The organism is Brevundimonas naejangsanensis DSM 23858, assembly GCF_000421705.1.
GTDB lineage: Bacteria > Pseudomonadota > Alphaproteobacteria > Caulobacterales > Caulobacteraceae > Brevundimonas > Brevundimonas naejangsanensis.
The window spans coordinates 931,030-954,824 of record NZ_ATXN01000002.1; the positions used below are offsets into that span (position 1 = coordinate 931,030).

Annotated in this window: 25 protein-coding genes; 19 read left to right on the top strand and 6 right to left on the bottom strand. The window is 67.8% G+C overall.

The genetic code is table 11. The annotated features are described in order from the left end of the window. Positions 1–36: 36 nt before the first annotated feature. Complete coding sequence (cysS, locus tag H556_RS0104755; protein ID WP_024353347.1) at positions 37–1,443, bottom strand: cysteine--tRNA ligase; 1,407 nt, start codon at positions 1,441–1,443, stop codon at positions 37–39. 140 nt (positions 1,444–1,583) lie between these two features. Between cysS and folE the strand changes: the two genes are divergently transcribed. The 14 genes from folE to H556_RS0104825 all read left to right on the top strand — a co-directional run bounded on the left by folE (position 1,584) and on the right by H556_RS0104825 (position 13,961). Continuing rightward, positions 1,584–2,198, top strand: a complete 615-nt coding sequence (folE, locus tag H556_RS0104760; protein WP_003165753.1) for a GTP cyclohydrolase I FolE — start codon at positions 1,584–1,586, stop codon at positions 2,196–2,198. Positions 2,199–2,397: 199 nt separating this feature from the next. Then, a complete protein-coding gene (locus H556_RS0104765) occupies positions 2,398–2,841 on the top strand; it encodes a biopolymer transporter ExbD (protein ID WP_024353348.1) in 444 nt (147 codons plus the stop codon). 135 nt (positions 2,842–2,976) lie between these two features. After that, positions 2,977–4,815, top strand: coding sequence for a gamma-glutamyltransferase family protein (locus tag H556_RS0104770; RefSeq protein ID WP_024353349.1), 1,839 nt, complete (start codon positions 2,977–2,979; stop codon positions 4,813–4,815). A 365-nt stretch (positions 4,816–5,180) separates the two neighbouring features. Then, positions 5,181–5,987, top strand: a complete 807-nt coding sequence (locus H556_RS0104775) for an alpha/beta hydrolase family protein (protein ID WP_024353350.1) — start codon at positions 5,181–5,183, stop codon at positions 5,985–5,987. Between the two features lie 46 nt (positions 5,988–6,033). After that, the gene (locus tag H556_RS0104780) at positions 6,034–6,900 is read left to right on the top strand and encodes an aldo/keto reductase (RefSeq protein WP_024353351.1); all 867 of its coding nucleotides are present in this window, start codon (positions 6,034–6,036) and stop codon (positions 6,898–6,900) included. 41 nt (positions 6,901–6,941) lie between these two features. Beyond that, positions 6,942–7,190, top strand: a complete 249-nt coding sequence (locus tag H556_RS0104785) for a helix-turn-helix domain-containing protein (RefSeq protein ID WP_024353352.1) — start codon at positions 6,942–6,944, stop codon at positions 7,188–7,190. 48 nt (positions 7,191–7,238) lie between these two features. Then, complete coding sequence (locus tag H556_RS0104790) at positions 7,239–8,768, top strand: UbiD family decarboxylase (RefSeq protein ID WP_024353353.1); 1,530 nt, start codon at positions 7,239–7,241, stop codon at positions 8,766–8,768. A gap of 117 nt (positions 8,769–8,885) precedes the next feature. Further along, positions 8,886–10,667, top strand: coding sequence for a M14 family metallopeptidase (locus tag H556_RS0104795; RefSeq protein ID WP_419185421.1), 1,782 nt, complete (start codon positions 8,886–8,888; stop codon positions 10,665–10,667). After that, a complete protein-coding gene (locus H556_RS0104800; RefSeq protein WP_024353355.1) occupies positions 10,664–11,065 on the top strand; it encodes an MAPEG family protein in 402 nt (133 codons plus the stop codon). The genes H556_RS0104795 and H556_RS0104800 overlap by 4 nt, the downstream gene beginning before the upstream one ends. A 42-nt stretch (positions 11,066–11,107) precedes the next feature. Then, the gene (locus H556_RS0104805) at positions 11,108–12,454 is read left to right on the top strand and encodes a TldD/PmbA family protein (RefSeq protein ID WP_024353356.1); all 1,347 of its coding nucleotides are present in this window, start codon (positions 11,108–11,110) and stop codon (positions 12,452–12,454) included. Beyond that, positions 12,451–13,245 (top strand): 3'(2'),5'-bisphosphate nucleotidase CysQ, encoded by a 795-nt coding sequence (locus H556_RS0104810; RefSeq protein WP_024353357.1) that lies wholly within the window; start codon positions 12,451–12,453, stop codon positions 13,243–13,245. The genes H556_RS0104805 and H556_RS0104810 overlap by 4 nt, the downstream gene beginning before the upstream one ends. Positions 13,246–13,258: 13 nt before the next feature. Beyond that, the gene (locus H556_RS0104815) at positions 13,259–13,510 is read left to right on the top strand and encodes a DUF4170 domain-containing protein (RefSeq protein ID WP_003170661.1); all 252 of its coding nucleotides are present in this window, start codon (positions 13,259–13,261) and stop codon (positions 13,508–13,510) included. Positions 13,511–13,608: 98 nt separating this feature from the next. Beyond that, positions 13,609–13,770, top strand: a complete 162-nt coding sequence (locus tag H556_RS16450) for a hypothetical protein (RefSeq protein ID WP_169469172.1) — start codon at positions 13,609–13,611, stop codon at positions 13,768–13,770. Then, complete coding sequence (locus H556_RS0104825; RefSeq protein ID WP_024353359.1) at positions 13,767–13,961, top strand: hypothetical protein; 195 nt, start codon at positions 13,767–13,769, stop codon at positions 13,959–13,961. Before H556_RS16450 ends, H556_RS0104825 begins: the two co-directional genes overlap by 4 nt. A gap of 1 nt (position 13,962) precedes the next feature. Here H556_RS0104825 and H556_RS0104830 read toward each other — a convergent pair whose 3' ends face one another. Beyond that, positions 13,963–14,628 carry a protein tyrosine phosphatase family protein gene (locus H556_RS0104830; protein WP_024353360.1) on the bottom strand — a complete coding sequence of 222 codons (666 nt, stop codon included), beginning with the start codon at positions 14,626–14,628 and terminating at the stop codon, positions 13,963–13,965. Positions 14,629–14,731: 103 nt separating this feature from the next. Between H556_RS0104830 and H556_RS0104835 the strand changes: the two genes are divergently transcribed. Genes H556_RS0104835 through lpxK form a run of 4 tightly spaced genes read left to right on the top strand, consistent with a single transcriptional unit; the run spans position 14,732 to position 19,603 of the window. Further along, the gene (locus H556_RS0104835) at positions 14,732–16,603 is read left to right on the top strand and encodes an ABC transporter ATP-binding protein (protein WP_024353361.1); all 1,872 of its coding nucleotides are present in this window, start codon (positions 14,732–14,734) and stop codon (positions 16,601–16,603) included. After that, complete coding sequence (locus H556_RS0104840; RefSeq protein ID WP_024353362.1) at positions 16,600–17,286, top strand: lysophospholipid acyltransferase family protein; 687 nt, start codon at positions 16,600–16,602, stop codon at positions 17,284–17,286. Before H556_RS0104835 ends, H556_RS0104840 begins: the two co-directional genes overlap by 4 nt. 2 nt (positions 17,287–17,288) lie before the next feature. Then, positions 17,289–18,590 (top strand): 3-deoxy-D-manno-octulosonic acid transferase, encoded by a 1,302-nt coding sequence (locus tag H556_RS0104845; RefSeq protein WP_024353363.1) that lies wholly within the window; start codon positions 17,289–17,291, stop codon positions 18,588–18,590. Further along, the gene (lpxK, locus tag H556_RS0104850; RefSeq protein WP_024353364.1) at positions 18,587–19,603 is read left to right on the top strand and encodes a tetraacyldisaccharide 4'-kinase; all 1,017 of its coding nucleotides are present in this window, start codon (positions 18,587–18,589) and stop codon (positions 19,601–19,603) included. The genes H556_RS0104845 and lpxK overlap by 4 nt, the downstream gene beginning before the upstream one ends. Here the strand turns inward: lpxK and H556_RS0104855 are convergent. Further along, entirely contained in the window at positions 19,594–20,910 is a 1,317-nt protein-coding gene (locus H556_RS0104855) for a metal-dependent hydrolase family protein (protein ID WP_024353365.1), read from the bottom strand. The genes lpxK and H556_RS0104855 overlap by 10 nt on opposite strands. Before the next feature lie 127 nt (positions 20,911–21,037). On the opposite strand from H556_RS0104855, the gene H556_RS0104860 reads away from it, so the two are divergent. Continuing rightward, positions 21,038–21,736 carry a murein L,D-transpeptidase catalytic domain-containing protein gene (locus H556_RS0104860; RefSeq protein ID WP_024353366.1) on the top strand — a complete coding sequence of 233 codons (699 nt, stop codon included), beginning with the start codon at positions 21,038–21,040 and terminating at the stop codon, positions 21,734–21,736. Between the two features lie 16 nt (positions 21,737–21,752). Here the strand turns inward: H556_RS0104860 and purD are convergent, their stop codons facing one another. From purD to H556_RS0104875, 3 genes are all read right to left on the bottom strand, one after another. Beyond that, positions 21,753–23,030: a phosphoribosylamine--glycine ligase gene (gene purD, locus H556_RS0104865; RefSeq protein ID WP_024353367.1), complete on the bottom strand. Its 1,278-nt coding sequence runs from the start codon at positions 23,028–23,030 to the stop codon at positions 21,753–21,755. Positions 23,031–23,102: 72 nt separating this feature from the next. Beyond that, positions 23,103–23,522, bottom strand: a complete 420-nt coding sequence (locus H556_RS0104870; protein WP_029673212.1) for a hypothetical protein — start codon at positions 23,520–23,522, stop codon at positions 23,103–23,105. A 14-nt stretch (positions 23,523–23,536) separates the two neighbouring features. Beyond that, positions 23,537–23,716: a hypothetical protein gene (locus H556_RS0104875; protein WP_029673213.1), complete on the bottom strand. Its 180-nt coding sequence runs from the start codon at positions 23,714–23,716 to the stop codon at positions 23,537–23,539. Positions 23,717–23,795: the final 79 nt, after the last annotated feature.

The following is a 23,795-nucleotide window of genomic DNA, read 5'->3' on the forward strand; positions in this document are numbered from 1 at the left end:
GACCACCCTCCCCATGAAGGGGAGGGAGGCGTCGCTTTAGCTCTTCATCCGCCAGGTCGCGCCCTGCGGGCCGTCCATGACGACGACATTCAACTCGTTCAGCCGATCGCGGATGCGGTCGGCCTCTGCCCAGTTCTTGGCCGTGCGGGCGGCCGCGCGCTGTTCCAGCAAGCCCTCGACCTCGGCCTTCAGCCCTTCGTCGACGCCCGAGAACCATTCCGCCGGATCGGCCTGCAGCACGCCCAGGATCGAAGCCGCCGCGATCAACTGCCCCTTGGCCGTCGCCACCGCCGCCTCGTCGCCCGCCGTCATGCCGCGCTCGATGTCGCTGGACAGGGCGAACAGGGTCGCCATGGCGCCCGGCGTGTTCAGGTCGTCCTCGATCGACTTCAGGAACTCGACCGGCGGCTCCACGTCCGCCGCCTCGACCCCGGCCGCGCGGTGCAGGGCGCCGTAGAGGCGGTCCAGGTTCTTGCGGCTCTGCTCCAGCAGGGTCTGGTTCCAGTCCAGCGGCTGACGATAGTGGGCGCTCAACAAGGCCCAGCGCACCACCTCGCCTGGCATGGCCTGCACCAGATCGTGCAGCAGCAGGACGTTGCCGATCGACTTGGACATCTTCTCGGCGTCCACGGTCAGGAAGCCGTTGTGCATCCAGTAGCGGGCGTATTCGTCGTGCGCCGCGTCGCCGTGGGCGTGGCCGTGGGCGCAGACGCCCTGCGCGATCTCATTCTCATGGTGAGGAAAGACAAGGTCGATGCCGCCGCCGTGGATGTCGATGGGCAGGCCCAGCGTCTCTTCGATCATGGCCGAGCATTCGATGTGCCAGCCGGGTCGCCCTTCGCCCCACGGCGACGGCCAGGACGGCTCGTCCGCCTTGGAGGGCTTCCACAGGACGAAGTCGTGCGGGTTCTTCTTGTAGGGAGCCACCTCGACGCGGGCGCCGGCGATCATGTCGTCCAGATTGCGCCCCGACAGCGCGCCGTAGGACGGATATGAAGACACGTCGAACAGCACATGGCCCTCGGCGGCATAGGCGCAGCCCGCGTCGATGATGGCCTGGATCTGTTTGGTGATCGCCTCGATATAGTCGGTGACGTGCGGGGCGATGTCGGGAGGGCTGACGTTCAACAGACCCATGTCGGCCAGATAGGCGGCCTCATAGCGGACAGTGATCTCGCCGATGGCGACGCCTTCCTTGGCGGCCTTGGCGTTGATCTTGTCGTCCACGTCGGTGACGTTGCGGGCGTAGACCACCTTGTCGGCGCCATAGGTGCGGCGCAGCAGGCGCACCAGCACGTCGAACACGACCGGCGGGCGGGCGTTGCCGATATGGGCGTAGTCATAGACCGTCGGGCCGCAGACATAGAGGCTCACCCGGTTCGGATCACGCGGCGTGAACAGGCGCTTTTCACGGCGCAGGGTGTCGTGGATGTGCAGGGCCATGGGTCAGGTCTTTTGCGAGTTTTCTTGCGGGACGGACGAGGTGTCCCATATAGCGGCCTGATAGACAGTCAGGGCCGCGCGCCCAAGTCCATATATAATAGTATTCTGAACAGGCGCTCTCGCCGCCGCCGGATCGTTTCATGAGCAGCACCCCCGCCAAGCCCGTCCTCGTCGCCAATGAGGCGCCCCAGCGTCCCAGCCGCGAACAGGCTCTGGAGGCCGTGCGCACCCTGATCGCCTGGGCCGGCGACAATCCCGACCGTCCCGGCCTGCTGGACACGCCCAAGCGCGTGGTCGACGCCTACGGCGAATGGTTCGACGGCTATGACGCCGATGCGGGCAAGGAGTTGTCGCGCACCTTCGAGGACGTGACCGGCTATGACGACATGGTCATCCTGCGCGACATCGAGGTCGAGAGCCACTGCGAGCACCACCTGGCTCCCTTCCTGGGCAAGGCCTACGTCGCCTATCTGCCGGGCGAGAAGGTGGTGGGCATCTCCAAGCTGGCCCGCGTGGTCGAGATCTTCGCCCGCCGTCTCCAGAATCAGGAAACCCTGACCAACGACATCATCGACGCCATCGAATCGCACCTGCAGCCCAGGGGCGTGGCCGTACTGGTCGATGCGGCGCACCAGTGCATGACGACGCGCGGCGTGCATCACCGCCACGTCTCGACCATCACCACGCGCTTCACCGGCGCCTTCAAGAACGACCCGGCCCTGGCCGAGCGATTCCTCAAACTGGCCCGGGGCTGAGCCTCAAAGGGCTGTGATACGGGGCTGAATTGATCGCGGCCAAGGCGGCCTTGCGCCGAATTCGCAATCTTATTCCCCCGGCGGCGTCATTTCCTCGCATTCAACGGCTTTACAAGCTCGCTTCAGGACGCCAAGAGACGAGCGAGACTTTCAGTTTGGCCCGCCGGAGGGTGTGGGCCTTGATAGAGACGAGGGCGTAATGGGCGCGAGACTTTCTTCGGGCGGCGGCGGCGGCAGCGGCAAGCTGGCGGCACAGAACGCGGACATCAACGTCACGCCGTTCGTGGACATCATGCTGGTTCTGCTGATCATTTTCATGGTCGCGGCGCCGATGGCCACCGTGTCGATCCGTCTGGACCTGCCGCCGGCGACGCCGCCGGCAGACGACGCCGAGCCCAAGGAACCGGTGTACATCACCATCCAGGAATCGGGTTCGCTGTTCATCGCTGAGCAGGAAACGACCGTTTCCAAACTGGCCGCCGACGTCTGCGCCGCGCAGGGCGCCGTGGCCGACTGCCGTGAGGAGCGCGTGTTTGTCCGCGCGGAGCCGGAAGTTAAATACAATCAGTTCATGGAAGTCATGAACACCCTGCAGGAGAACGGCTACTTCAAGGTCGGCCTGCTGAACGAAGACATCACCTGATCCGGTCTTCAGTTGGATATTGAAAGGGTCGCCTTCGGGCGGCCCTTTTTCTTTTGCCGCAAGCGCATCGACGGCTTGCGCCCTCCCCCTGTTCCGGCGTCAATGCGCGCCTCGAACGAGGGGGAGTAAATCATCATGCGTCGTCGTACTTTTCTTTCGGCCCTGCCCGCCGGAGCCCTGATGGCGGGCGCCGCCCGCGCCCAGCAGGCGCCCGCCGCTGCGCCGGTCGCCAATCCGGCGTCGGTGCAGCCCGCCCCCGCGCCCGACCCTTACGCCGGCGTCGGCATCGGCGACCGCATCACCGGCCCCCGCTTCGTCGGCCGCTCGACCGTCTGGGGCGCCAACGGCGCCGCCGCCACAGCCCACCCCGCCGCGACGATGATCGGGCTGGACACCCTGCGGCGCGGCGGCTCGGCCATCGACGCCGCTATCGCCATCAACGCCGCCCTCGGCTTCCTTGAACCGACCGCCAACGGCATCGGCGGCGACGCCTTCTGCCTGATGTGGGACCCGGCCCAGAAGAAGGTCGTCGGCTTCAACGGCTCGGGCCCCAGCCCGCGCGGCCTGTCGCTGGCCGCCGCACGCTCAAAGGCCGGGCGGGACGGCTATCTGCCCCGCTACGGCGCCGTGACGGTCAACGTCCCCGGCGCGGTCGACGCCTGGTGGAGCGCGCACCAGCGCTATGGCAAGCTGCCGTGGAAGGACGTCCTGCTGCCGGTCGCCGAACTGTGCGAGCAGGGCGTGCCCGTGCCGCAGGTCGTGGCCTACTACCTCGAACGCAACATGGCCGGCTTTGACCGCGCCGCCGCGACGATCGAGGAAAACGACAACCGCAAGAAGGTCTGGCTGACCGGCGGCCGCACGCCCAAGACAGGCGAGATCTTCGCCAACCCGGACCTCGGCCGCACCTACCGCCTGATCGCCGAGGGCGGCCGCGACGCCTTCTACGACGGGGTGATCGCCGACCACATCGAGCGTTACTTCAAGCGCATCGGCGGCTGGATGACCCGCGCGGATCTGGCCGCGCACCGCACCGAATGGGTCGAGCCGCTGATGACCACCTATCGCGGGGTCGAGGTCTATTCGCTCGGTCCGAACACCCAGGGCCTCTCGACCAACCAGATCCTGAACATCTGCGAACAGTTCGACCTGAAAGCCATGGGCTTCCAGTCCGCCGCCTCCATCCACGTTCAGGCCGAGGCCAAGCGCCTGGCCTTCGAGGACCGCGCCCGCTACTTCGCCGACGAACGCTTCGCCAAGGCCCCGACCGCCTGGCTGAACTCCAAGGAATACGCCGCCGAGCGCGCCAAGCTGATCAACCCGAACCGCGTCATGGACCGTGTCTTCCCCGGCGATGCGCCGACGCAGGGCGACACCACCTATTTCAGCGTGGCCGACAGCGACGGCATGATGGTCAGCTGGATCCAGTCCAACTATCGCGGCATGGGCGGCGGTCTGGTCGCCGATGGCCCGGACGGCCGGACGCTGGGCTTCATGTTCCAGAACCGCGGCGAACTGTTCGCCCTGACCGACGGCCACCCCAACGTCTATGCGCCGGGCAAGCGCCCCTTCCACACCATCATCCCCGGCTTCGCCTGCAAGGACGGAGAACCGTGGCTGGCCTATGGCGTCATGGGCGGCGGGATGCAGCCGCAGGGACAGGCCCAGATCATCATCAACATGGTCGACTACGGCCTGGACCCGCAGGAAGCCGGCGACAGCCCGCGCTGGCAGCACTACGGCTCGTCCGAACCGACCGGCCAACCGGCTGAGGGCGTCGGCAAGCTGCACCTGGAATTGGGCGTGCCCGAAGCGACCAAACAGCAGCTGACCGCCATGGGCTGGGACCTCGGCCCGCCCGACGGCGGCTTCGGCGGCTATCAGAACGTGATGAAGCAGATCAACGAACAGGGCCGCTGGACCTACGGCGCCGCCACCGAAATGCGCAAGGACGGCAACGCGCTGGCCTATTGATCCGGATGGCTCACCTCTGAGTGTTGTTGCAGACGATTAACACCCGCTCATCCCGGCGGACGCCGGGACCCAGTAAGAGCGCCGGGCAGAAGCTTTGCCGCTGAGTCGGGCGCATTGATGCCAAAACACTGGGTCCCGGCGTCCGCCGGGATGAGCGGGAGGCGGAAGGCGGGAGGCGACGAACGTCCGGTGTGAACCAGGTCTTCTGAAGCCAGCGCGCATCGGCACCCCCCTCTGAACGCGCCAGCCAAGCCTTGACCTGAGATCGGTCATAGGTCCGTCCTGTTTAGAAACGAACTCTAGCCGATTGACGCGGCGTCACGCGCGACTTCACCGCCCCGGCCGCCGACGGCTATTCGCTGTCGATGCGGGTGATTTCGGCCGCCCAGCCTCGTATCGCCGTGCTGGTTTCGTCCGGCACCGGCTTCCCCAAAGGGTTCTACGAACGGTTCGCCCGTTATCTGGCGGAGCGAGGGGCGGCGGTGCTGACCTATGACTTCCGGGGCATCGCCGGGTCGCGGCCGGATGAGCTGAAGGGCTCAACCATCGACTATCCGGACTGGGGACGGCTGGATATGCCCGCCGCGCTGGACGCCCTGATCGAAGCGGCGCCGGGCCTGCGCCTTGTCCATGTCGGACACAGCGTCGGCGGCCATTTCGTCGGCTTCATGCCCAATCACGACCGGATCGAGCGGCACGCCTTCGTCTCGGTCGGGACCGGCTGGTGGGGCGGGCACCACCGCCGCTACAACCTGCTGGAGTTGTTCTTCTGGCTGGGCTTCGGCCCGTTCAGCCTGATGCGGCACGGCTATATCAAGGGCGGCGGTCTGTGGGCCGGGACCGACCTGCCGCGCGGTGTTTTCACCACCTGGCGGCGCTGGTGCCTGAAGCGGGAATACTTCTCCAAGGAGTTGGAGACGACGCTGCGGCCCCACCACTATGAGGCCGTGAGCGCCCCGATCCGGTCGTGGATATTCACCGACGACCCTATCGCTACGCCAGGCACGGCGCGCGACCTGTTGAGCGTCTATCCCAACGCCAGATCCGAGATCAGCGTCCACGCGCCGGGCGATTTCGGCGCTCGCCGCATCGGTCACGAAGGCGCCTTCCGCAAAGGAATGGAGCCGCTGTGGGATCAGGTTTTCCACTGGCTGAACAATGGCGAGGCCTGAGCGGGCGCCTATATTCCAGGCTCCTATTCCTCACCGGAGCCTCCCCATGCCCCATTCGCCATCCTTCTCGGGCCAGCCGACCGTGACCGCTTCGGGCGTTGAGATTCCGCTGCTCGGCTTCGGCACCTGGCAACTGGAGCCCGACGACGCCCGCCGCATGGTGCGCGAGGCCCTGCGCATCGGCTATCGCCACATCGACACCGCCTGGATCTACAAGAATGAGAAGGCCGTCGGCGACGGCATCGCGGACGCCGTGGCCGAGGGGATCGTCACGCGCGACGACATCTTCGTCACCACCAAGATCTGGGTCGAGCATTTCCATCGCGACGCCCTGCTGCGTCAGGCCGAGGAATCGGCCATCAGCCTGGGCCTGACGCCGGACCTGCTGCTGCTGCACTGGCCCAAGCCGACGCCCGCGCTGGAAGAGACCATCGGCGCCCTGAATGAGGCGAAGGAAAAGGGCTTCACCAAGAACATCGGCCTGTCCAACTTCCCCTCCGCCCTGTTCCGCGAGGCCGCGGCCCTGTCGAGCGCGCCGCTGATCACCAATCAGGTCGAATACCACCCCTATCTGTCACAGAAGACGCTGATCGAGACGGCGCGCGAACTGGGGTCGTCCATCACCGCCTGGTCGCCGCTGGCTCAGGGCAAGATCGCCGACGACGCCGTGATCGGCGAGATTGCTCGCGCCCACGGCAAGACCAATGGCCAGATCACCCTGCGCTGGATCATGCAGCAGGGCGTCATCGCCATTCCGCGCACCACCAAGGAGAGCCGCGCGGCCGAGAACTTCGGCCTCTTCGACTTCGAGCTTTCTGCGGACGAGATGGCGCAGGTCAGCGCACTTGCCCGCCCCGACGGCCGCATCGGCGACTGGCTGGACGAGGCCTTTGAGTGGGATCAGGATGCCTGATCCGACGCCGATCTAGAGGCGCGGGCGCACAGGAGGGGGCTTTGGGTTTAGTTCTGGATTTCCCGGCGAGCGATCCGAACGACGCCGTCGTCGGCGCCCGCATCCGCCGCTGGCGCGACCGGCGCGGCGTGCCGTTCGAGGATCTGGCCGCCGCCCTCGACCTGACGCCTGAAGCCCTGCGCCGTGTCGAAACCGGGCGTCAGCGGCTGGATTCGGCTCGGCTGGACGCCGCAACCCGCGCCCTGCGCCTGCCGGTGTGGGCGCTTGTGTCCGACGCCCCGGCCTATTGAAGCGCGCATGGCGTGACAGACGGCTCGCGTCCGCCTAAGCGTCAGCGCATGGCCTACAAGTCCCTGCGCGATTTTCTTGCGACCCTCGAAGCCGACGGCGAACTGGTCCGCGTGTCGGAGCCCGTCTCCACCCATCTGGAGATGACCGAGATCCAGACCCGGCTGCTGCGCAACGGCGGCCCGGCGGTGCTGTTCGAGAAGCCGGTCATGCCCGACGGCTCGATCAGCCCCATCCCCTGCCTCGCCAACCTGTTCGGCACGGTGAAGCGCGTAGCCATGGGCGTGACGCTGGAGGGCAAGCAACGCACCACCGGGCGAGACTTGCGCGAAGTCGGCGAACTGCTGGCCTTCCTGCGCAACCCGACGCCGCCGCGCGGGTTCTCCGACGCCATGGAGATGCTGCCTCTGGCCCAGACCGTCATGTCCATGCGGCCCAAGATGGTGAAGAAGGCTCCGGTGCAGGATGTGGTGCTGAAGGGCGATCAGATCGACCTGACCGCCCTGCCCATTCAGGGCTGCTGGCCGGGCGAACCCGCGCCATTGATCACCTGGGGGCTGGTCGTGACCAAGGGGCCATCGAACGAGCGCGAGGACGACTTCAACCTGGGCATCTATCGGATGCAGGTGCTGGGCAAGGACAAGGCCATCATGCGCTGGCTGGCCCATCGCGGCGGCGCCCAGCACTACGCCCGGCACAAGAAGGCCGGCAAGCGCGAGCCCCTGCCCTGCGCCGTGGTGCTCGGCGCCGATCCGGGAACTATTCTGGCCGCCGTGACCCCGGTGCCGGAGACCCTGTCGGAGTATCAGTTCGCCGGCCTGATGCGCGGCTCCAAGGCCGAGCTGGTTCCGTGCAAGACCGTGCCGTTGATGGTCCCGGCGCAGGCCGAGATCGTGCTGGAAGGCCACGTCCTGCTGGACGAGTTCGAGGACGAAGGCCCCTACGGCGACCACACCGGCTACTACAACTCGGTCGAGAAGTTCCCGGTCTTCCAGGTGTCGGCGATCACCATGCGCAAGGACCCCATCTATCTGACCACCTTCACCGGTCGTCCCCCGGATGAGCCGTCCGTGCTGGGCGAAGCCCTGAACGAGGTCTTCATCCCCCTGATCCGGCAGCAATTCCCCGAAATCACCGACTTCTGGCTGCCGCCCGAGGGGTGCAGCTATCGCATCGCCGTGGTGTCGATGAAGAAGGCCTACCCCGGCCACGCCAAGCGCGTGATGATGGGCTGCTGGAGCTATCTGCGCCAGTTCATGTACACCAAATGGATCATCGTCGTGGACGACGACATCAACGCCCGCGACTGGAAGGATGTCATGTGGGCCGTCTCGACCAAGATGGACCCGGCGCGCGACATCACCGTCATCGAGAACACCCCCATCGACTATCTGGACTTCGCCAGCCCCGAGAGCGGGCTGGGCTCCAAGATCGGCCTGGACGCCACCGACAAGTGGGAGCCGGAGACCAAGCGCGAATGGGGCGAGGAGATCCGCATGGACGAGGACGTCATCGAACGGATCAACGACATCTGGGATCGCCTGGGCCTGCCGGGCGACAAGACTCCGATCTGGAAATAGCTGACTTCTCCCGGAGGGAGAGGGCTGAAAGCTTGCCTCATCGGACCATTCGGCCCACCAAAGCGCATGCGCTCCTGTCTGTTGTTCGCCGCCGCCTTTCTGCTCGCGAGTCCCGCCATGTCCCAGACGCCCCCATCGGCCCTGCCCAATGCCGCACCGTGGGATCAGGCCTTCCTGCCGCCTGCGCCGGCCTGGAACGGCGCCAGCCGAGCCCTGCTGCGCGACGCCTCCGATCCGTGGGTCACGGGTTTCGAGGCCGATGCGGCACATGACTTCTCGCCCAACTACGCCGACACCCGCGCCTGGTTTGACCGGCTGGGCGCCGCCAGCGACCTGATCCGCATCGAACAGTTCGGCACCTCGCCAGAAGGCCGCCCGATCTACGCCGTGATCGCCTCCAAGGACGGCGCGACCTTCGATCCGTCCAAGCCCGTCCTGCTGGCTCAGGCCGGCATCCACCCCGGCGAGATCGACGGCAAGGACGCGGGCATGATGCTGCTGCGCGACATCGCCTTTTACGGCAAGGACGGCCTGCTGGACCGGGCCAATCTGATCCTGATCCCCATCCTGAGCGTCGACGGGCACGAGCGCACCGGCCCCTATTCCCGCCCCAACCAGCGCGGGCCGCGCAATCAGGGCTGGCGCCACACGGCGACGAACCAGAACCTGAACCGCGACTTCATGAAGCTGGATCAGGCCGAGATGCAGGCCGTCATGGGCCTGATCCACAAATACCAGCCCGACCTCTACGTCGATATCCACGTCACCGACGGCATCGATTATCAATATGACGTCACCTTCGGCTACAACGGCGAGGACGGCGTCTGGAGCCGCAGCCCGGCCATCGCTCAGTGGCTGGACGCCGCCTTCAAGCCCGCCATGTATGAGGCGCTGGAGGCGCAAGGGCACATCCCCGGCGAACTGGTCTTCGCCATCGACGACCGTGATCCGAAGAAGGGCCTGAACGACGGCGGTCTGGGCGAGCGCTTCTCCAACGGCTGGGGTTCGGCCGCGCACATCCCGACCATACTGATCGAGAACCACAGCCTGAAGCCGCACGAGCAGCGGGTTCTGGGAACCTATGTCTTCCTTGAACAGGCGTTGAAGCTGCTGGCCGAAAAGTCCGGCGACCTGCGCGCCGCCATCGCCGCCGACCGCGCCCTGCGCCCCGCCGAACTGCCCGCCAATTTCGACAGCGACGAGACGCCCTCGCACACTCGCCCCTTCAAGGGCATCCGCTATGAGACCTTCGACAGCGTGGCATCGGGCCGCCCCGAAATCCGCTGGCTGGGCCAGCCGGACGCCGAACTTTGGCAGATGCCCTTCTATGGCTCCCACCCCACACTGACGCTGAAGCGGCCGAGCGCCTATTGGGTGCCGTCCTACCGCACGGACGTCATCGAGCGGTTGCGCCTTCATGGCGTCGAGATGGAGACGCTGGCCGCCCCGCGCACGGTCGCCGTCGACATGCTGCGCCTGGTCGATCCCAAGGTCTCCGCCCGCACCAATGAAGGCCATGTGCCGATCTCGGTCAGCGAAGTCCGGCCCGAGGCGCATAACTGGACCTTCCCGATCGGCTCCGTCCGCGTGCCGACCGATCAGCCGATGGGCGACCTCGCCATCCTGCTGCTGGAGCCGCAGTCGAACGAGAGCTTCTTCGCCTGGGGCATGTTCCCCGAGGTGCTGAACCGCGTCGAATATATAGAGGCCTACGCCATCGCCCCCCTCGCCGAGAAGATGCTGGCCGCCGATCCGGCGCTGAAGGCCGCGTTCGAGGCCAAACTGGCGGCCGACCCCGCGTTCGCCGCCGACGGCGACGCGCGCCTGGCCTGGTTCTATGAGCGCACCCCCTTCTACGACCAGCGCTATCGCCTCTATCCGGTGGGGCGCGAGAATTGAGCCTGATCCCCACCATTCAGGCGGCCGCCCTATGGGGCGGGCTGCTGATCCTGCTGCTGTTCGTTCTGTCGGGCGTGGTGGTGAACCGGCGGCGCAAGCATCTGGTCGAGTTCGGCGACGGCGGCGTGCGCGAACTGGTCTGCGCCACCCGCGCCTTTTCCAATGCTGCCGAATACATCCCGGCCGGAATGTGCGGCCTGATCCTGCTGGCCTTCCTCGGCGCCCCCGCCCTGTTGATCCATGCGGTCGGCGGGACGCTGTTCGCGGGACGAGTGATCCATGCGCTGGGCCTGCTGTTTCAGGAGGGACCGTCGCTGGGTCGGTCGATCGGCATGATCCTGACCTGGCTGGCGCTTCTGGTAGCGGCGGTCAGCCTGATCGCCTGGTCCATTCTCTAGTCCGGCTGTTGCGGGCGCGGGTTCCGTCCGCCATATCGGGGCATGTCCGATAAGACGCCCTCCCCCGATATCCTGAACGACCTGATCTCCGCCGCGCTGAAGACCGGCGCCGATGCGGCCGAGGCCGTGTCCGCCCATCGCGCCTCCCTGTCCGTCGGCGTGCGCAACGGCGCGCTGGAAGACGTCGAGCGTGAAGAGGCCCGCGACCTGGGTCTGCGCGTCTTCATCGGGCGGCGTCAGGCGACGGTGTCCGCCTCCGACCTGTCCGACGCGACCCGCGCCCGTCTGGTCGAGCGCGCCGTGGCGATGGCGAAACTGGCGCCGGAAGACCCCTATGCCTCGCTCGCGCCGCAGGACCGACTGGCCGCCGCGCCGCACGCGGACCTCGACCTCTACGATCCCGCCGAGCGCTCGGCCGAGGCGCTGGAAGCCACCGCCGCCGAGGCCGAAGCCGCCGCCCTGGCCGTATCGGGCGTCTCCAAATCCGAAGGCGGCCACGCCTCATGGTCGGCCAGCGAATGGCGCCTCGTCACCTCGCATGGCTTCGACGGGCGCCATCGCGGCAGCGCCTTTTCGCTGGGCGTCGGCGTCATCGCCGAAAAGGACGGCGCCATGGAACGCGGCGGCGAAAGCCGCGCCGTCCGCCACCTGTCCGACCTGCCCGACGCCGCCTCCATCGGCCTGAAGGCAGGCGAGCGCGCCGTCGCCCGCGTCGGCCCGCGCAAGATCGCCTCGATCACCGCCCCCGTCATCTTCGAAAACCGCGTGGCGACACAGGTGCTGTCTCCGCTGCTGGGCGCCATCTCCGGCCCGTCGATCGCGCGCGGCAGCTCCTTCCTGAAGGACAAGCTGAACCAGAGCGTCCTGCCGACCGGCGTCGATCTGATCGACGACCCGTTCCGCCCGCGCGGCCTCGGCTCCACCCCCTTCGACGACGAGGGCGTGGCCGTCGAACGGCGCGAGATCATCAAGGACGGCGTCCTTACCACCTGGCTGCTGAACACGGCCTCGGCGGCCCAGCTGGGCCTGCAGACCACCGGCCACGCCTCGCGCGGGCTGGCGGGGCCGTCGGGCGTTTCGACCCACAACCTGCATCTGGCGCCGGGCGAAGGCGATCTGGAGGCCCTGATGGCGCAGGCCGGGACGGGCCTGCTGATCACCTCCATGTTCGGCCCCTCGCTGAACGGCAACACCGGCGACTGGTCGGCGGGGGTGTCCGGCTTCTGGTTCGAGAACGGCCAGCGCGCCTATCCGGTCAGCGAAGTCACCGTGGCGGGCAATCTGATCGACCTCTACGCCCGCCTGCAACGCGCGGGCGATCTGGAGTTCCGCGGCTCGTTCAACAGCCCCTCCCTGCTGTTCGACAAGGTGGCGATCGCGGGCAAATGAGCGACTACAGCGCCGACCTCGCCCTGATCCGCGACGCGGCGCTGGCCGCCGGTCGGCTGGCGCTCGAACACCGCGAGGCCGGGCTGAAGGTCTGGTCCAAGGATGGCGGCTCGCCTGTCACCAGCGCCGACCTGGCCGTGGACCAACTGCTGCGCGACGCCCTGCTGAGCGCCCGGCCAGACTACGGCTGGCTGTCCGAGGAAACGGCCGACAGCACGGACCGCCTGTCGAAGAAACGCATCTTCGTCGCCGACCCGATCGACGGCACGGTCGCCTTCATGAAGAACAAGCCGTGGTGGTGCGTGCCCATCGCCGTGGTCGAAGACGGCCGCCCCGTCGCCGCCGTCATCCACGCTCCGATGATGGACGAGATGTTCGAGGCCACCCTGGGCGGCGGCGCCCGCCTGAGGGGCCGCCCCATCAGCGCCTCCGACACCGACGATCTGGAAGACGCCGAGCTTCTGGCCGACGCCCGGCTGATGGAGGCGCGCGAATGGGACGAGCCATGGCCGCCGATGCGCTTTTCCAAGCGCAACGCCCTGGCCTACCGCATGGCCCTGGTGGCGGCGGGGGCCTTCGATGCGGCCATCGCCATCAGCCCCAAATGGGATTGGGACGTCTGCGCCGGCGCCCTGATCGCCGAAGAGGCCGGGGCGAAGGTCAGCGACCATATGGGCCGTCCGTGGAGATTTAATCGCCCTGATCCGCGTCAAACCAGCCTGATATGCGCCGCACCGGCCCTTCACCCGTTGATCGTAAGGCGCACAGCGCCTATCCCGCTGGCCATCTGACATTCCTCCCGCAATGGACCCCCTCTCCATGGCCGACTCTCACGATCCCCAACTGCTTCACCTCGTCATCGGCGGCGAGATGCGCCACCCCGCCGAGCCTGTCTTCCGCGATCTGTCGCAGGTCGAGTTCGTCGGCGCCTTCGGCAGCTATGACGAAGCCAAGAAGGCGTGGAAGGCCCGCGCCCAGGCGACCGTCGACAACGCCCACATGCGCTATTTCATCCTGCACGCGCACAAGTTGATCGACCCGCGCACCGACGCCTGAGTCAGCGCTCACGGCGTCATCACGCCGCTGTTCCGGAACCGCAGAGGCGGCTGATGCGCTTTCGTGTCAGTCGCCTTTGTTCTTGAACAGGATTTCCCATGCTGCCGACCTTCATCGTCCTGCTGCTGGTCGTTGTCGCCGTCGCGGCGATCGTCTGGGTCGTGCGCAAGGGACCGCCGCACGTCGCCCGTCCCGACGAGGACCAAGACACCGCGTGGAACGACCCCATCACCCCGGCTGATCGAGACCCTCGACCTTGACCCTTTTCGGCCAGACGCTGGACGCCCAGCAGATTTTCAGTCTGATCTCCATGCTCGCCGTTCTGGCGCTGTGCATGGTCACCTTGAGGCGCCGCCTCGAACATGACCGCCAGGTCAAACGGTGGAAAAAGGAGCGGGCCGCGCGCCAAGCGCCGCCCAGCGGCTCTGATCACGGCGGTCCGTGGAGCTGACCTATTCGCGCTTCAGCAGGCGATCCACCACCAGCCTGCCCCACCAGCCGGCCTTGAACTCTGCCCGAATGGCCTTGGGATCATAGGCGTCGCTTTCGACCCAGTCCTCGAAGCTGACGCCCGTGGGCTCGACCTCGGCGACGTATTTCTCCAGCGTATAGTCCAGCACCCCGGTCAGGCCCTCGCGGCTGTGCAGGGTGCGCTTGCCCAGTTCCGTCATGGCCGCCGAAATCGGCTCGCCCAGGTGGAAGTGGCGATAGAAGACCGCCATCATCCCCGCCCGGTCCGCACCCGACTTGCAGTGGATCAACGCCGGATACTCCATCGTCTGGAACAGAGCCTTGGCCCGGCGCACCCGGTCCTTCCCCGGCGGGTCGCGTGAATCCAGCGGGGCGTCGATCAGCGTCAGCCCCAGCCGTTCGCAGGCGTCCTTCTCCAGCCAGTAATAGGCCTCGTCCCTCTGGCCGCGCAGATTGACGACGGTGCGGATTCCCTGCCGCTTCCACCAGGACAACTGCCCCGGCGAGGGCTGGTTGGTCCGCACCAGATCCGGCCCCAGCCAATGGGCGTTGGTGAAGGCCGTGCGCAGGAAGGCGTGATCCTTCCAGAAATAGGACCAGCGCGCCTTGAAACGGCCGAACGGCGTAGTCAGATCGTAGCGCCCCATGACGGCCAGATAGCGCCGTTTGCACCCGGCGTCACCCGTCCCGCGGCGCCTCTCTCTCGCGCGGCCGCTTGACTTGCCGCCTCAGCCGTTCGACCGAAGGCCGATGACTGTTCCCGCTCCTCATGCCGACGCCCGCGAGCCGCTGCGGCCCCTGCTCGCCCGCATCTGGCGCGAGTATCTGTCGCGGCACAAGCCGGCCTTCTTCACCTCCATGCTGCTGGCGGGCGTGTCGGGCGGTCTGACGGCCCTGCTGCTGAAGTTCCTTGAGCCTGCGATCGACCTGCTGTTCGGCCAGCATCAGGGGCCAGTGACGATCTGGAAGACGCTCACCATTCCGGCGGACAAGGTGCTGATCGCCATTCCCCTGTTCATCATCGTCGTGGCGGTGATCCGTTCGCTGAGCATGGCGGGCCAGGCGGCGCTGGTGAACCGGCTGGGCCACGGCATTGTCGGCGACATTCAGAAGCAGTTGTTCTCGGGCATGATCCGGGCCGACCTGTCGCGTCTGCGCAGCCAGCATTCAGGGACGTTCGTGTCGTCGGTCCTGTTCGACGCCAATCTGGTGCGCGAGGCCTTCACCTCGGGCGTAGTCAACTACACGCAGAACGCCCTGATGCTGCTGGGCGTCATCATCGCCATGGGCTTCATCGATCTGCCGCTGACGCTGATCGTTCTGCTGGGTGTGCCGCTGGTCAGTTGGATCATCGGCCGCTTCGGCAAGAAGTCTCGCAAGGCCGCGCGCGGCGCGATGGTCGAGACCGAGGCCCTGTCCAGCGCGCTGATGGAGAATCTGGACGGCGTCCGCGTCATCAAGATCGAGAACCGCGAGGCGGCCGAGGAAGCCCGCGTCGCCACCGTCATCGACCGCCGCCAGCGCCACGTCATCAAGGGCGCCGACAGCCGCGCCTTCTCCGGCCCCGCCAGCGACATCGTCGCCTATTCCGTGGTGGCCGCCGCCATGGCCTATGCCGGATGGAGCGCCAGTAAGGGGCAGATGACCGTCGGCGCCTTCGCCTCCTTCATCGGCATGTTGCTGCTGGCCGGTCAGGCGCTGCGTCAGGTGACGAACCTGACCACGGTGCTGAGCGAGGGCTTCACCGCCGCCCGCCGCCTGTTCGCCGCCCTGGATATCGAGCCCGAGATCCGCGAGGCCAGCGACGCGGCCGAGGTCGCACCCGGTCCCGTAACGGTCGCTCTGGAGCGCGTGTGTTTCGCCTATCGCGCCGAAGTAGATGACGCCGCGCCGACCCTGTCGGACGTCAGCCTGCACGTGGCGCCGGGCGAGACGATCGCCCTTGTCGGCCCGTCGGGTGGGGGCAAGTCGACCATCCTCAGCCTGCTGCCGCGCTTCTATGACGTAACGGCGGGGCGGGTGACGCTGAATGGTCGCGACATCCGCGAGCTTAGCCTTCCGTCCCTGCGCGATCACATCGCCCTGGTGACGCAGGAGCCCTTCCTGTTCGACGACACCATCGCCGCCAATATCGCCTATGGCCGCCCCGGCGCCTCGGCCGAGGATATCGTGGCCGCCGCCCGCTCTGCCGCCGCCCACGACTTTATCGCGGCCCTGCCGGACGGCTACGCCACCCGCGTGGGCGAGGCCGGTGCCCGCCTGTCCGGCGGCCAGCGCCAGCGCATCGCCATCGCCCGCGCCTTCCTGAAGGACGCGCCCATCCTGTTGCTGGACGAGGCCACCAGCGCGCTGGACACCGAGAGCGAGGCCCTGGTCCAGGCGGCGCTGGAGCGGCTGATGAACGGCCGCGCCACCCTGATGATCGCCCACCGCCTGTCCACGGTGAAGAACGCCGACCGCATCTACGTCATCGACGGCGGCCGCGTGGTCGAGGAAGGCTCGCACGACGCGCTTGTGGCGCGCGGCGGTCTCTACGCCCGGCTGGCCCGGCAGCAGTCGCTGGACAGCGACCCCATGGAACTGCCGCCTCTGGTCGAGCTTCCCGACGAGACGGGCGCATGAGGCCGCTGCGCAACCCCGCCATCCAGAACGCCCTGTCCTGGACCCTGGCCCAGTGGATGCGGTTCTGCATCGCCACCATCCGCTGGACCCATGAGAATGAGGCCGCGGCTGAAGATGTCTGGCGTGACGGCGGAGGGGTGCTGTGCGCCTTCTGGCACTCTCGCATCGCCCTGGCGCCGTCCTGCTGGCCCAAGGACAGAGCCCAACCCGCCAAGGCGCTGATCTCCCTGTCCGCCGACGGCGAGTTCATCGCCAAGGCGATCGCGCGTCAGGGCTTTCCCGCCGTGCGCGGCTCCTCCGCCAACAAGGACAAGGCCAAACAGGCCAAGGGCGGGACACAGGCCCTGCGCGACGGCCTGAAGCAGTTGAAGCTGGGCGCTCTCGCGCTGACCCCCGACGGCCCGCGCGGTCCGGCGCGGCAGATGGCCGAGGGCCTGCCGTTGATGGCGAAGATTTCCAAGGCGCCCGTACTGCTGATCGGCATGTCGTGCAAACCGGCGATCCGGCTGAACAGTTGGGATCGCGCCCTGCTGCCCCTGCCATTCGGGAAGGGCGCCGTCGTCTGGGACCGGGTCGACTGGCCTGAAGGCGGCGATCTGGCCGAGGTCGCCGCCGAATGGGGCCAGCGCCTGACCGCCGTCGAGGCCCGCGCCGACGCCATAACCGGGCTGGAGCGCGTCTGACCGTGGCCTTCAGCCCCGCCCTGATCGCCTATCGGCTGCTGACCCGTCTGCTGGAGCCGCTGGCCCCGCGCCTGCTGGACGCCCGCGTCCGCAAGGGCAAGGAAGACCCCGCCCGCGTCGACGAACGGCTGGGCCTGCCCGGCATGGCGCGCCCCGAGGGGCCTCTGGTCTGGATTCACGGCATCAGCGTCGGCGAGGCCCTGTCCATCCTTCCGCTGGCCGAGCGAATCCGCAAGGACCGGCCCGATGTGACCGTGCTGGTCACCACCGGCACCCTGACCTCGGCCCAGGTGCTGGCCAGTCGCCTGCCGCGCGGCGTCATCCACCAGTTCGCCCCGGTGGACGCCCCCTCGGCCGTCGCGGCCTTCCTCGACCACTGGCGGCCCAACGTCGGCGTCTTCGTCGAGAGCGAACTGTGGCCCAATCTGCTGACCACGGCACAGAAACGCGGCGTGCCGCTGGCCCTCGTCAGTGCCCGCATCACCGACAAGACGGCCCAAGGGTGGAAGAAGGCGCCCGGCATGGCCCGCGCCCTGATGAACGGCTTTTCGCACGTCTGGCCTCAGGATCAGGACAGCGCCGACCGGCTGAGCGCGCTGGGCGCGCGCATCGACGGTCAGGTGAACCTGAAGCTGTCCGGCGAGCCCCTGCCCTATGACAAGGGCGAGTTCGCCCGCCTGTCGGCTCTGATCGACGACCGCCCCGTCGTCGTCGCCGCCAGCACCCATGAGCATGAGGAAATGGCCATAGTCGGCGCGCTGGATCATCTGGCCGACCGCCTGTTCCTGATCGTCGTGCCGCGCCACCCCGAACGCGCCGACGCCATCGCCGAGGCCCTGACCCACGACGGCTACGGCTTCGCCCGGCGCAGTCAGGGCCAGCCGATCTGCGACCAGACCGACATCTATCTGGCCGACACCCTGGGCGAACTGGGGCTGTTCCTGCGACTGGCCGATGTGGTGGTCATGGGCGGCTCCTTCGCCCCAGCGCTGGGCGGCGGCGCGGTCGGCGGCCACAACCCGCTGGAGCCTGCGCGCCTAGCCAAGCCCATCGTCACCGGCCCGGACGCCAGCAACTGGCAGGCCGTGACCCGGATGCTGAAGCAGGCGGGCGGCCTCGTCTCCGTCCTGTCGCCCGTCGAACTGCCCTCGGTCGTCGGCCCCATGCTGGCCGACCCCGAGGCCGCCCGCGACATGGGCGAGCGCGCCCGGCGATCCGCAGAGGCCGCCGCCGCCGGTCTGGACCGCCTGTGGCTGGCGCTTCAGACCCACCTGCCCGCCGCCCCGTCGCGGAGACGCCCGTGAAACTGAACACCCCCCGCTGGTGGTATAGCCGCGAGCGTCGCCACGCCCCGGTGACGCGGATGCTGCTGAAGCCCGCCTCATGGCTGTGGGCGGGCGTGACGGCGCGCAAGATCGCCAGCGCCACGCCGGTCGATCCCGGCGCGGCGGTCGTCTCCATCGGCAATCTGACCGTCGGCGGCTCGGGCAAAACGCCGATCGCGCGTGAGACGCTACGCCTGCTGCGCGCTCAAGGGATCGAGGCCGCCGCCCTGTCGCGCGGCTATGGCGGCAAGCTCGAAGGCCCGGTCCGTGTCGATCCGGCCGTCCACACCGCCGCCGATGTCGGCGACGAACCCCTGATGCTGGCGCAAGGATCGCCCGCCTGGATCGCCCGAGATCGCGTCAAAGGCGCCCGCGCCGCAGCGGCCGATGGCGTCGCCGTCCTGGTGCTGGACGACGCCCATCAGAATCCTTCGTTGAAGAAGGCGATCAGCCTGATCGTGGTCGATGGCGAGACGCGCGGCGGCGAATGGCCGTTCGGCGACGGCTCGGTCTTTCCCTCCGGCCCGATGCGCGAACCCCTGAAGGCGGGGCTGGCGCGCGCAGACGCCGTGGTGGTGCTGCTGCCCACCGACCTGGCCGAGGTCGATCCTGAATTGATCGAGGTTTTCGACAGCCTGCCCGTCTTCATCGCCCGACTGGCGCCCGAAGGCCCGCCGCCGCCGGGACCGCAGGTCGGCTTCGCAGGCATCGCCAAGCCGTGGAAGGTGGAGCGGTCGCTGATCGCCGCCGGATGCGATCTGAAGGACTTCGTCCCCTTCCCCGACCACGCCGAACTGTCGGATCGCGACTTCGCCTTTCTGAATGATCGGGCGTCGGTCTACGGCGCCGGTCTGGTGACGACGGAAAAGGACTGGGTCCGGCTCAGCCCAGAAAGAAGGGCCAGGGTTTCACCCTGGCCCGTCGTCGCTCGTTTCGAGGATGAGGCGGCTTTCACCGCCTTCCTGCTGGATCGGCTGAAGCCTCAGTCCTGACGGAAGACCTGGCCGCCCTTCATGACGAAGCGGACGCGCTCAAGCTCGGTCACATCGTTCAGAGGGTCGCCGGCGACGGCGATCAGATCGGCCGGCATGCCCGGCGCGATACGGCCCGCTTCGGCCGAGATCTTCAGGTGCTCGGCGGCGCCGATCGTGGCCGACTGAATGGCCTCCAGCGGCGTCAGACCTGCGCGCACCAGCAGGGCGAACTCCTGGGCGTTGTCGCCGTGGGCCGAGACGCCCGAGTCGGTGCCGAAGGCGATCTTGACCCCGCCGCGATGGGCGCGGGCGGCCATGTCCAGCATCTTGGGACCGGCTTCAAGAGCCTTGGCCGTCTGGGCCGGAGTGAAGAAGTTTTCAGGGCCCGAGGCCACGCGCGCGACGAAGTCGCCCGCCAGCAGGGTCGGCACCAGCCAGGCGCCGTTGGCCTTGAACAGGCGCATGGACTCATCATCCAGATAGGTGCCGTGCTCGATGGAATCGCCGCCCGCCTTCAGGAAGGCGTTGATGCCGTCGACGCCGTGGGCGTGGGCGGTGACCTGACGGCCCATGCGGTGCGCAACCTCGACGATGGAGGCCAGTTCATCCTGGGTGAACTGCTGGTTCAGACCGGCGGCGGTGTTCGACAGCACGCCGCCCGTGGCCGTGATCTTGATGATGTCGGCGCCCGCGCGAACCTGGGTCCGCACCGCGCGGCGGCAGTCTTCGGCCCCCGAGCAGACGCTCTCGTTCGACAGGACGTGCAGGATGTCTTCGCGATAGCCGTTGGCGTCGCCATGGCCGCCGTGGACCGAGACGGACGAACCAGCGGCGATGATGCGCGGTCCGGCCACGTCGCCGCGCCGCACCGCGTCACGCAGGGCGAAGATCGACTCATTGGCGCCGCCCAGGTCCGCCACCGTGGTGAAGCCTGCATTCAGGGTGCGACGGGCGTGACGCGCCCCGACCATCGCCTGGTCGGCGTTCGACATGGTCAGCCGGTCCAGACGGCTGTTCGGGCTCTGCTCGCTGCCCAGATGGACGTGGCTGTCGATCAGGCCGGGCAGCACGAAGGCCGAGCGCAGATCGACGACGTTCCCCTCGCCGACGAAGCCGTCGCGGATTTCGACAACCTGGTTCCCTCTGATCACGAGAGTTTTATCGCGCAGCACCCGGCCGCTGGCCGGATCGGCCAAAAGCCGCCCCACTTGGACGAACTTCGTCGCCTGTTCAGCCGAAACCGGCGCTGCCGCCGGGGCTTGGCGCGCCTCGGCGCCGGTGGCAGCCAAAACAGCTGCGGTCACAATCAGGGCAAGCTTTTTCATGTATCCCTCCCGTTACTGAAGCGCGCAACATAACCATTCCAATCTTCCCGCCAAGGCCAAGGTTGCGTTCTAACGACGGTTCATGAAACAAGCCGATACAGTTGTTTAACCGTGCGAGGGGCGTCGCATGCGGCTTTCCAGACGTGGCTTGATTTTGGGCGGTTCGGCCCTGTTGGCGGGGTGCTCCTCCGCCGCCTCCACCTCTCAACTTCAGCTCGCCGGAGCCGTCGCTCCAACGCTGCCTATCGTACCTGAGCGCGCGCGCACAGCCCATGTGCAGATGGCGGACGCCGGGACGACGATCGACCCCCACGGCATTGTGCGTCCGGACCTGATCGAGCGCGCCCGCGCTGCTATGGACGTGCACGGTCATAAGATATCGAAGCGCGACCGGATGTATCTGGTCGATTTCCAGAAGTTCTCGGGCGAGGACCGCCTGTACGAAGTCGATCTGGAAGGCGGCTGGGTCACGGCTTATCGCACCAGCCACGGCCGCGGATCGGACCCGGCGCATTCAGGCTATGCGCAGCAGTTCTCGAACCGCCCGGACAGCCATATGTCCTCGATCGGCGCCTACGCTACGGCGGGCGCCAGCTGGGGCAGCCAGCAAGGGCCGAACGTCCTGCTGGACGGGCTGGAGTATTCCAACAATCTGGCGCGCGAGCGGGCCATCATCATCCACGGCGCCGACTACGCAGACCCGGCCTTTTTGGCGCGCCAGGGCAAGCTGGGCCGGTCCTACGGCTGCTTCTCGGTGTCCCACGCCGACCTGGTCCCCTTGCGCGAACGCATGGGCGAAGGGCGGCTGTTGTTCGCGATGATCTGAAGCCGCCCGGGCCGCGTCAGCGCGGCTCCAGCGCCCGCCAGCCGATGTCGGTGCGGTGGAAGCCGCCCGGCCAGTCGATCTTGGCGATGGCCTCATAGGCGCGCTCACGCGCCTGGGCCACGTCGTCGCCATAGGCGCAGACGTTCAGCACCCGACCGCCCGCCGCCGCCAGGACGCCGTCGTCACGCAGCCTGGTCCCCGCGTGGAAGACCTGGACGTGCGGTCCGAAGTCCTGATCCGCGCCGCGAATGACCGAGCCTTCCAGCGGGCTGTCGGGATAGCCCTTGGCCGCCAGCACCACGCAGATGACCACGCCGGGCTTGAAGACCGGCGCCGGCGCCTGGGTCAGGTCGCCGCGCGCGCAGGCCAGCAGCAGCGGCACGACATCGCCGTCCAGCCGCATCATCAGCACCTGACATTCGGGGTCGCCGAAGCGGGCGTTGAACTCGACCACCTTGGGGCCTTCAGTCGTCGCCATCAGGCCGACATAGAGGACGCCGCGATAGGGAACGCCTTCCTCGGCCATCTTCTGGATGGTCGGAACGACCACGCGCTCATTGGCGGCGTCGGTGAAGGCCGCCGTGAAGACGGGCGCAGGCGAATATGCGCCCATGCCGCCGGTGTTGGGGCCCATGTCGCCGTCAAAGGCGCGCTTGTGGTCCTGCGCGCCGCCGAACAACACCGACCGCGTCCCATCCGACAGGACGAAGAGGGAGCCCTCTTCCCCGTCCATGAACTCTTCGATCACCACGCGCGCCCCGGCCGCGCCGAACCGGCCGCCCAGCATTCGTGCGATCTCGGCCTCGGCGTCGGCGCGATCGGGGCTGATGGCCACGCCCTTGCCCGCCGCCAGACCGTCGGCCTTGATGACATAGGGGGCCGCATACCGATCCAGCGCCGCCTTGGCCGAGGCGACGTCCTCATAAACGCCATAGCCCGCCGTCGGAATGCCGTGGCGCTGCAGGAAGGCCTTGGAAAAGGCCTTGGAGGTTTCCAGTTGCGCCGCCGCCTGCGTCGGGCCGAAGCAGGGGATGCCCGCCGCGTGCAGACGGTCGGCCAAGCCCTCGGCGAGGGCCGATTCAGGCCCGACGACGACCAGATCGGCCTTCATCTCGCGCGCCAGGGCCGCCAGGCCTTCCGCGTCCGTCGCCTTCAGGTCGGGCCGCATCTCGCCCAGCGAAGCCATGCCGGGATTGCCGGGCGCGACGACAAGCCGCGTGACCAGCGGCGACTGGGCGATCTTCCAGGCCAGGGCGTGTTCGCGCCCTCCCGATCCGACGAGCAGAATGTTCATCCGGGCGGAATGGCCGCACGCGCCGTCCCGGTCAAGCGCCGGAAAGGGTTAGCGGACGCAAGATCATGCAAATCAGGGCATCCAGGCGGGCATGGCTTTCAACTGCTCCAGCGTCATGTCCGACACCAGGTCATAGTCGTCGCCTTCCTTGCGGGGCGTAAGGCCATCCAACGAAATACGCACCCAGCGCGGCCCGCCCTCGCCTGCCGGCTCGATGATCAGCCCGGTGATGGCGCCCGAAGCGTCCACATCGACCTTCTGGACGTCGCCCAGATCAATCCCCGCCGGGGTGATGAGATCGGCGTCCTCCAGTTGCTTGACGGTCAGACCCAGCGCCGTCGCGCCCGCCGCAGGAGCGGCCGTATGCGTCATCCTCGGCGCCGAGGCCGCGTCGGGCGAAGCTTCCGGCGTCTTTGCCGGCTTGGGCGGCGCCTCTGAGCAGGCCGCCATCAAAGCTGCGGCCGAGGCGGCGGCGAGCAATATCCTCATCATCACGTCCTCCTGTCCTAGATCAGAGCCGAGACCACATAGACGCCGGCGCCGGCCAAAAGAATCACGCCCAGAATCAGCCACGGGCTGAGCGCCGGATTATGGCTGCGGCGCGCCAGGTCGCGCTCACGCGCCTGATCGGGCGGCAGGGCGTCGTCCGTAGCGTCTTCCGGCAGCGGGTCTGGGGACTGCACCATGATGCGCGAACGCGCGCGGAGAGGCGCCCGTTCCGCCACGCTTGCCGCAGACGCCTTTGCGGGCGCGACGGCGGCGTCT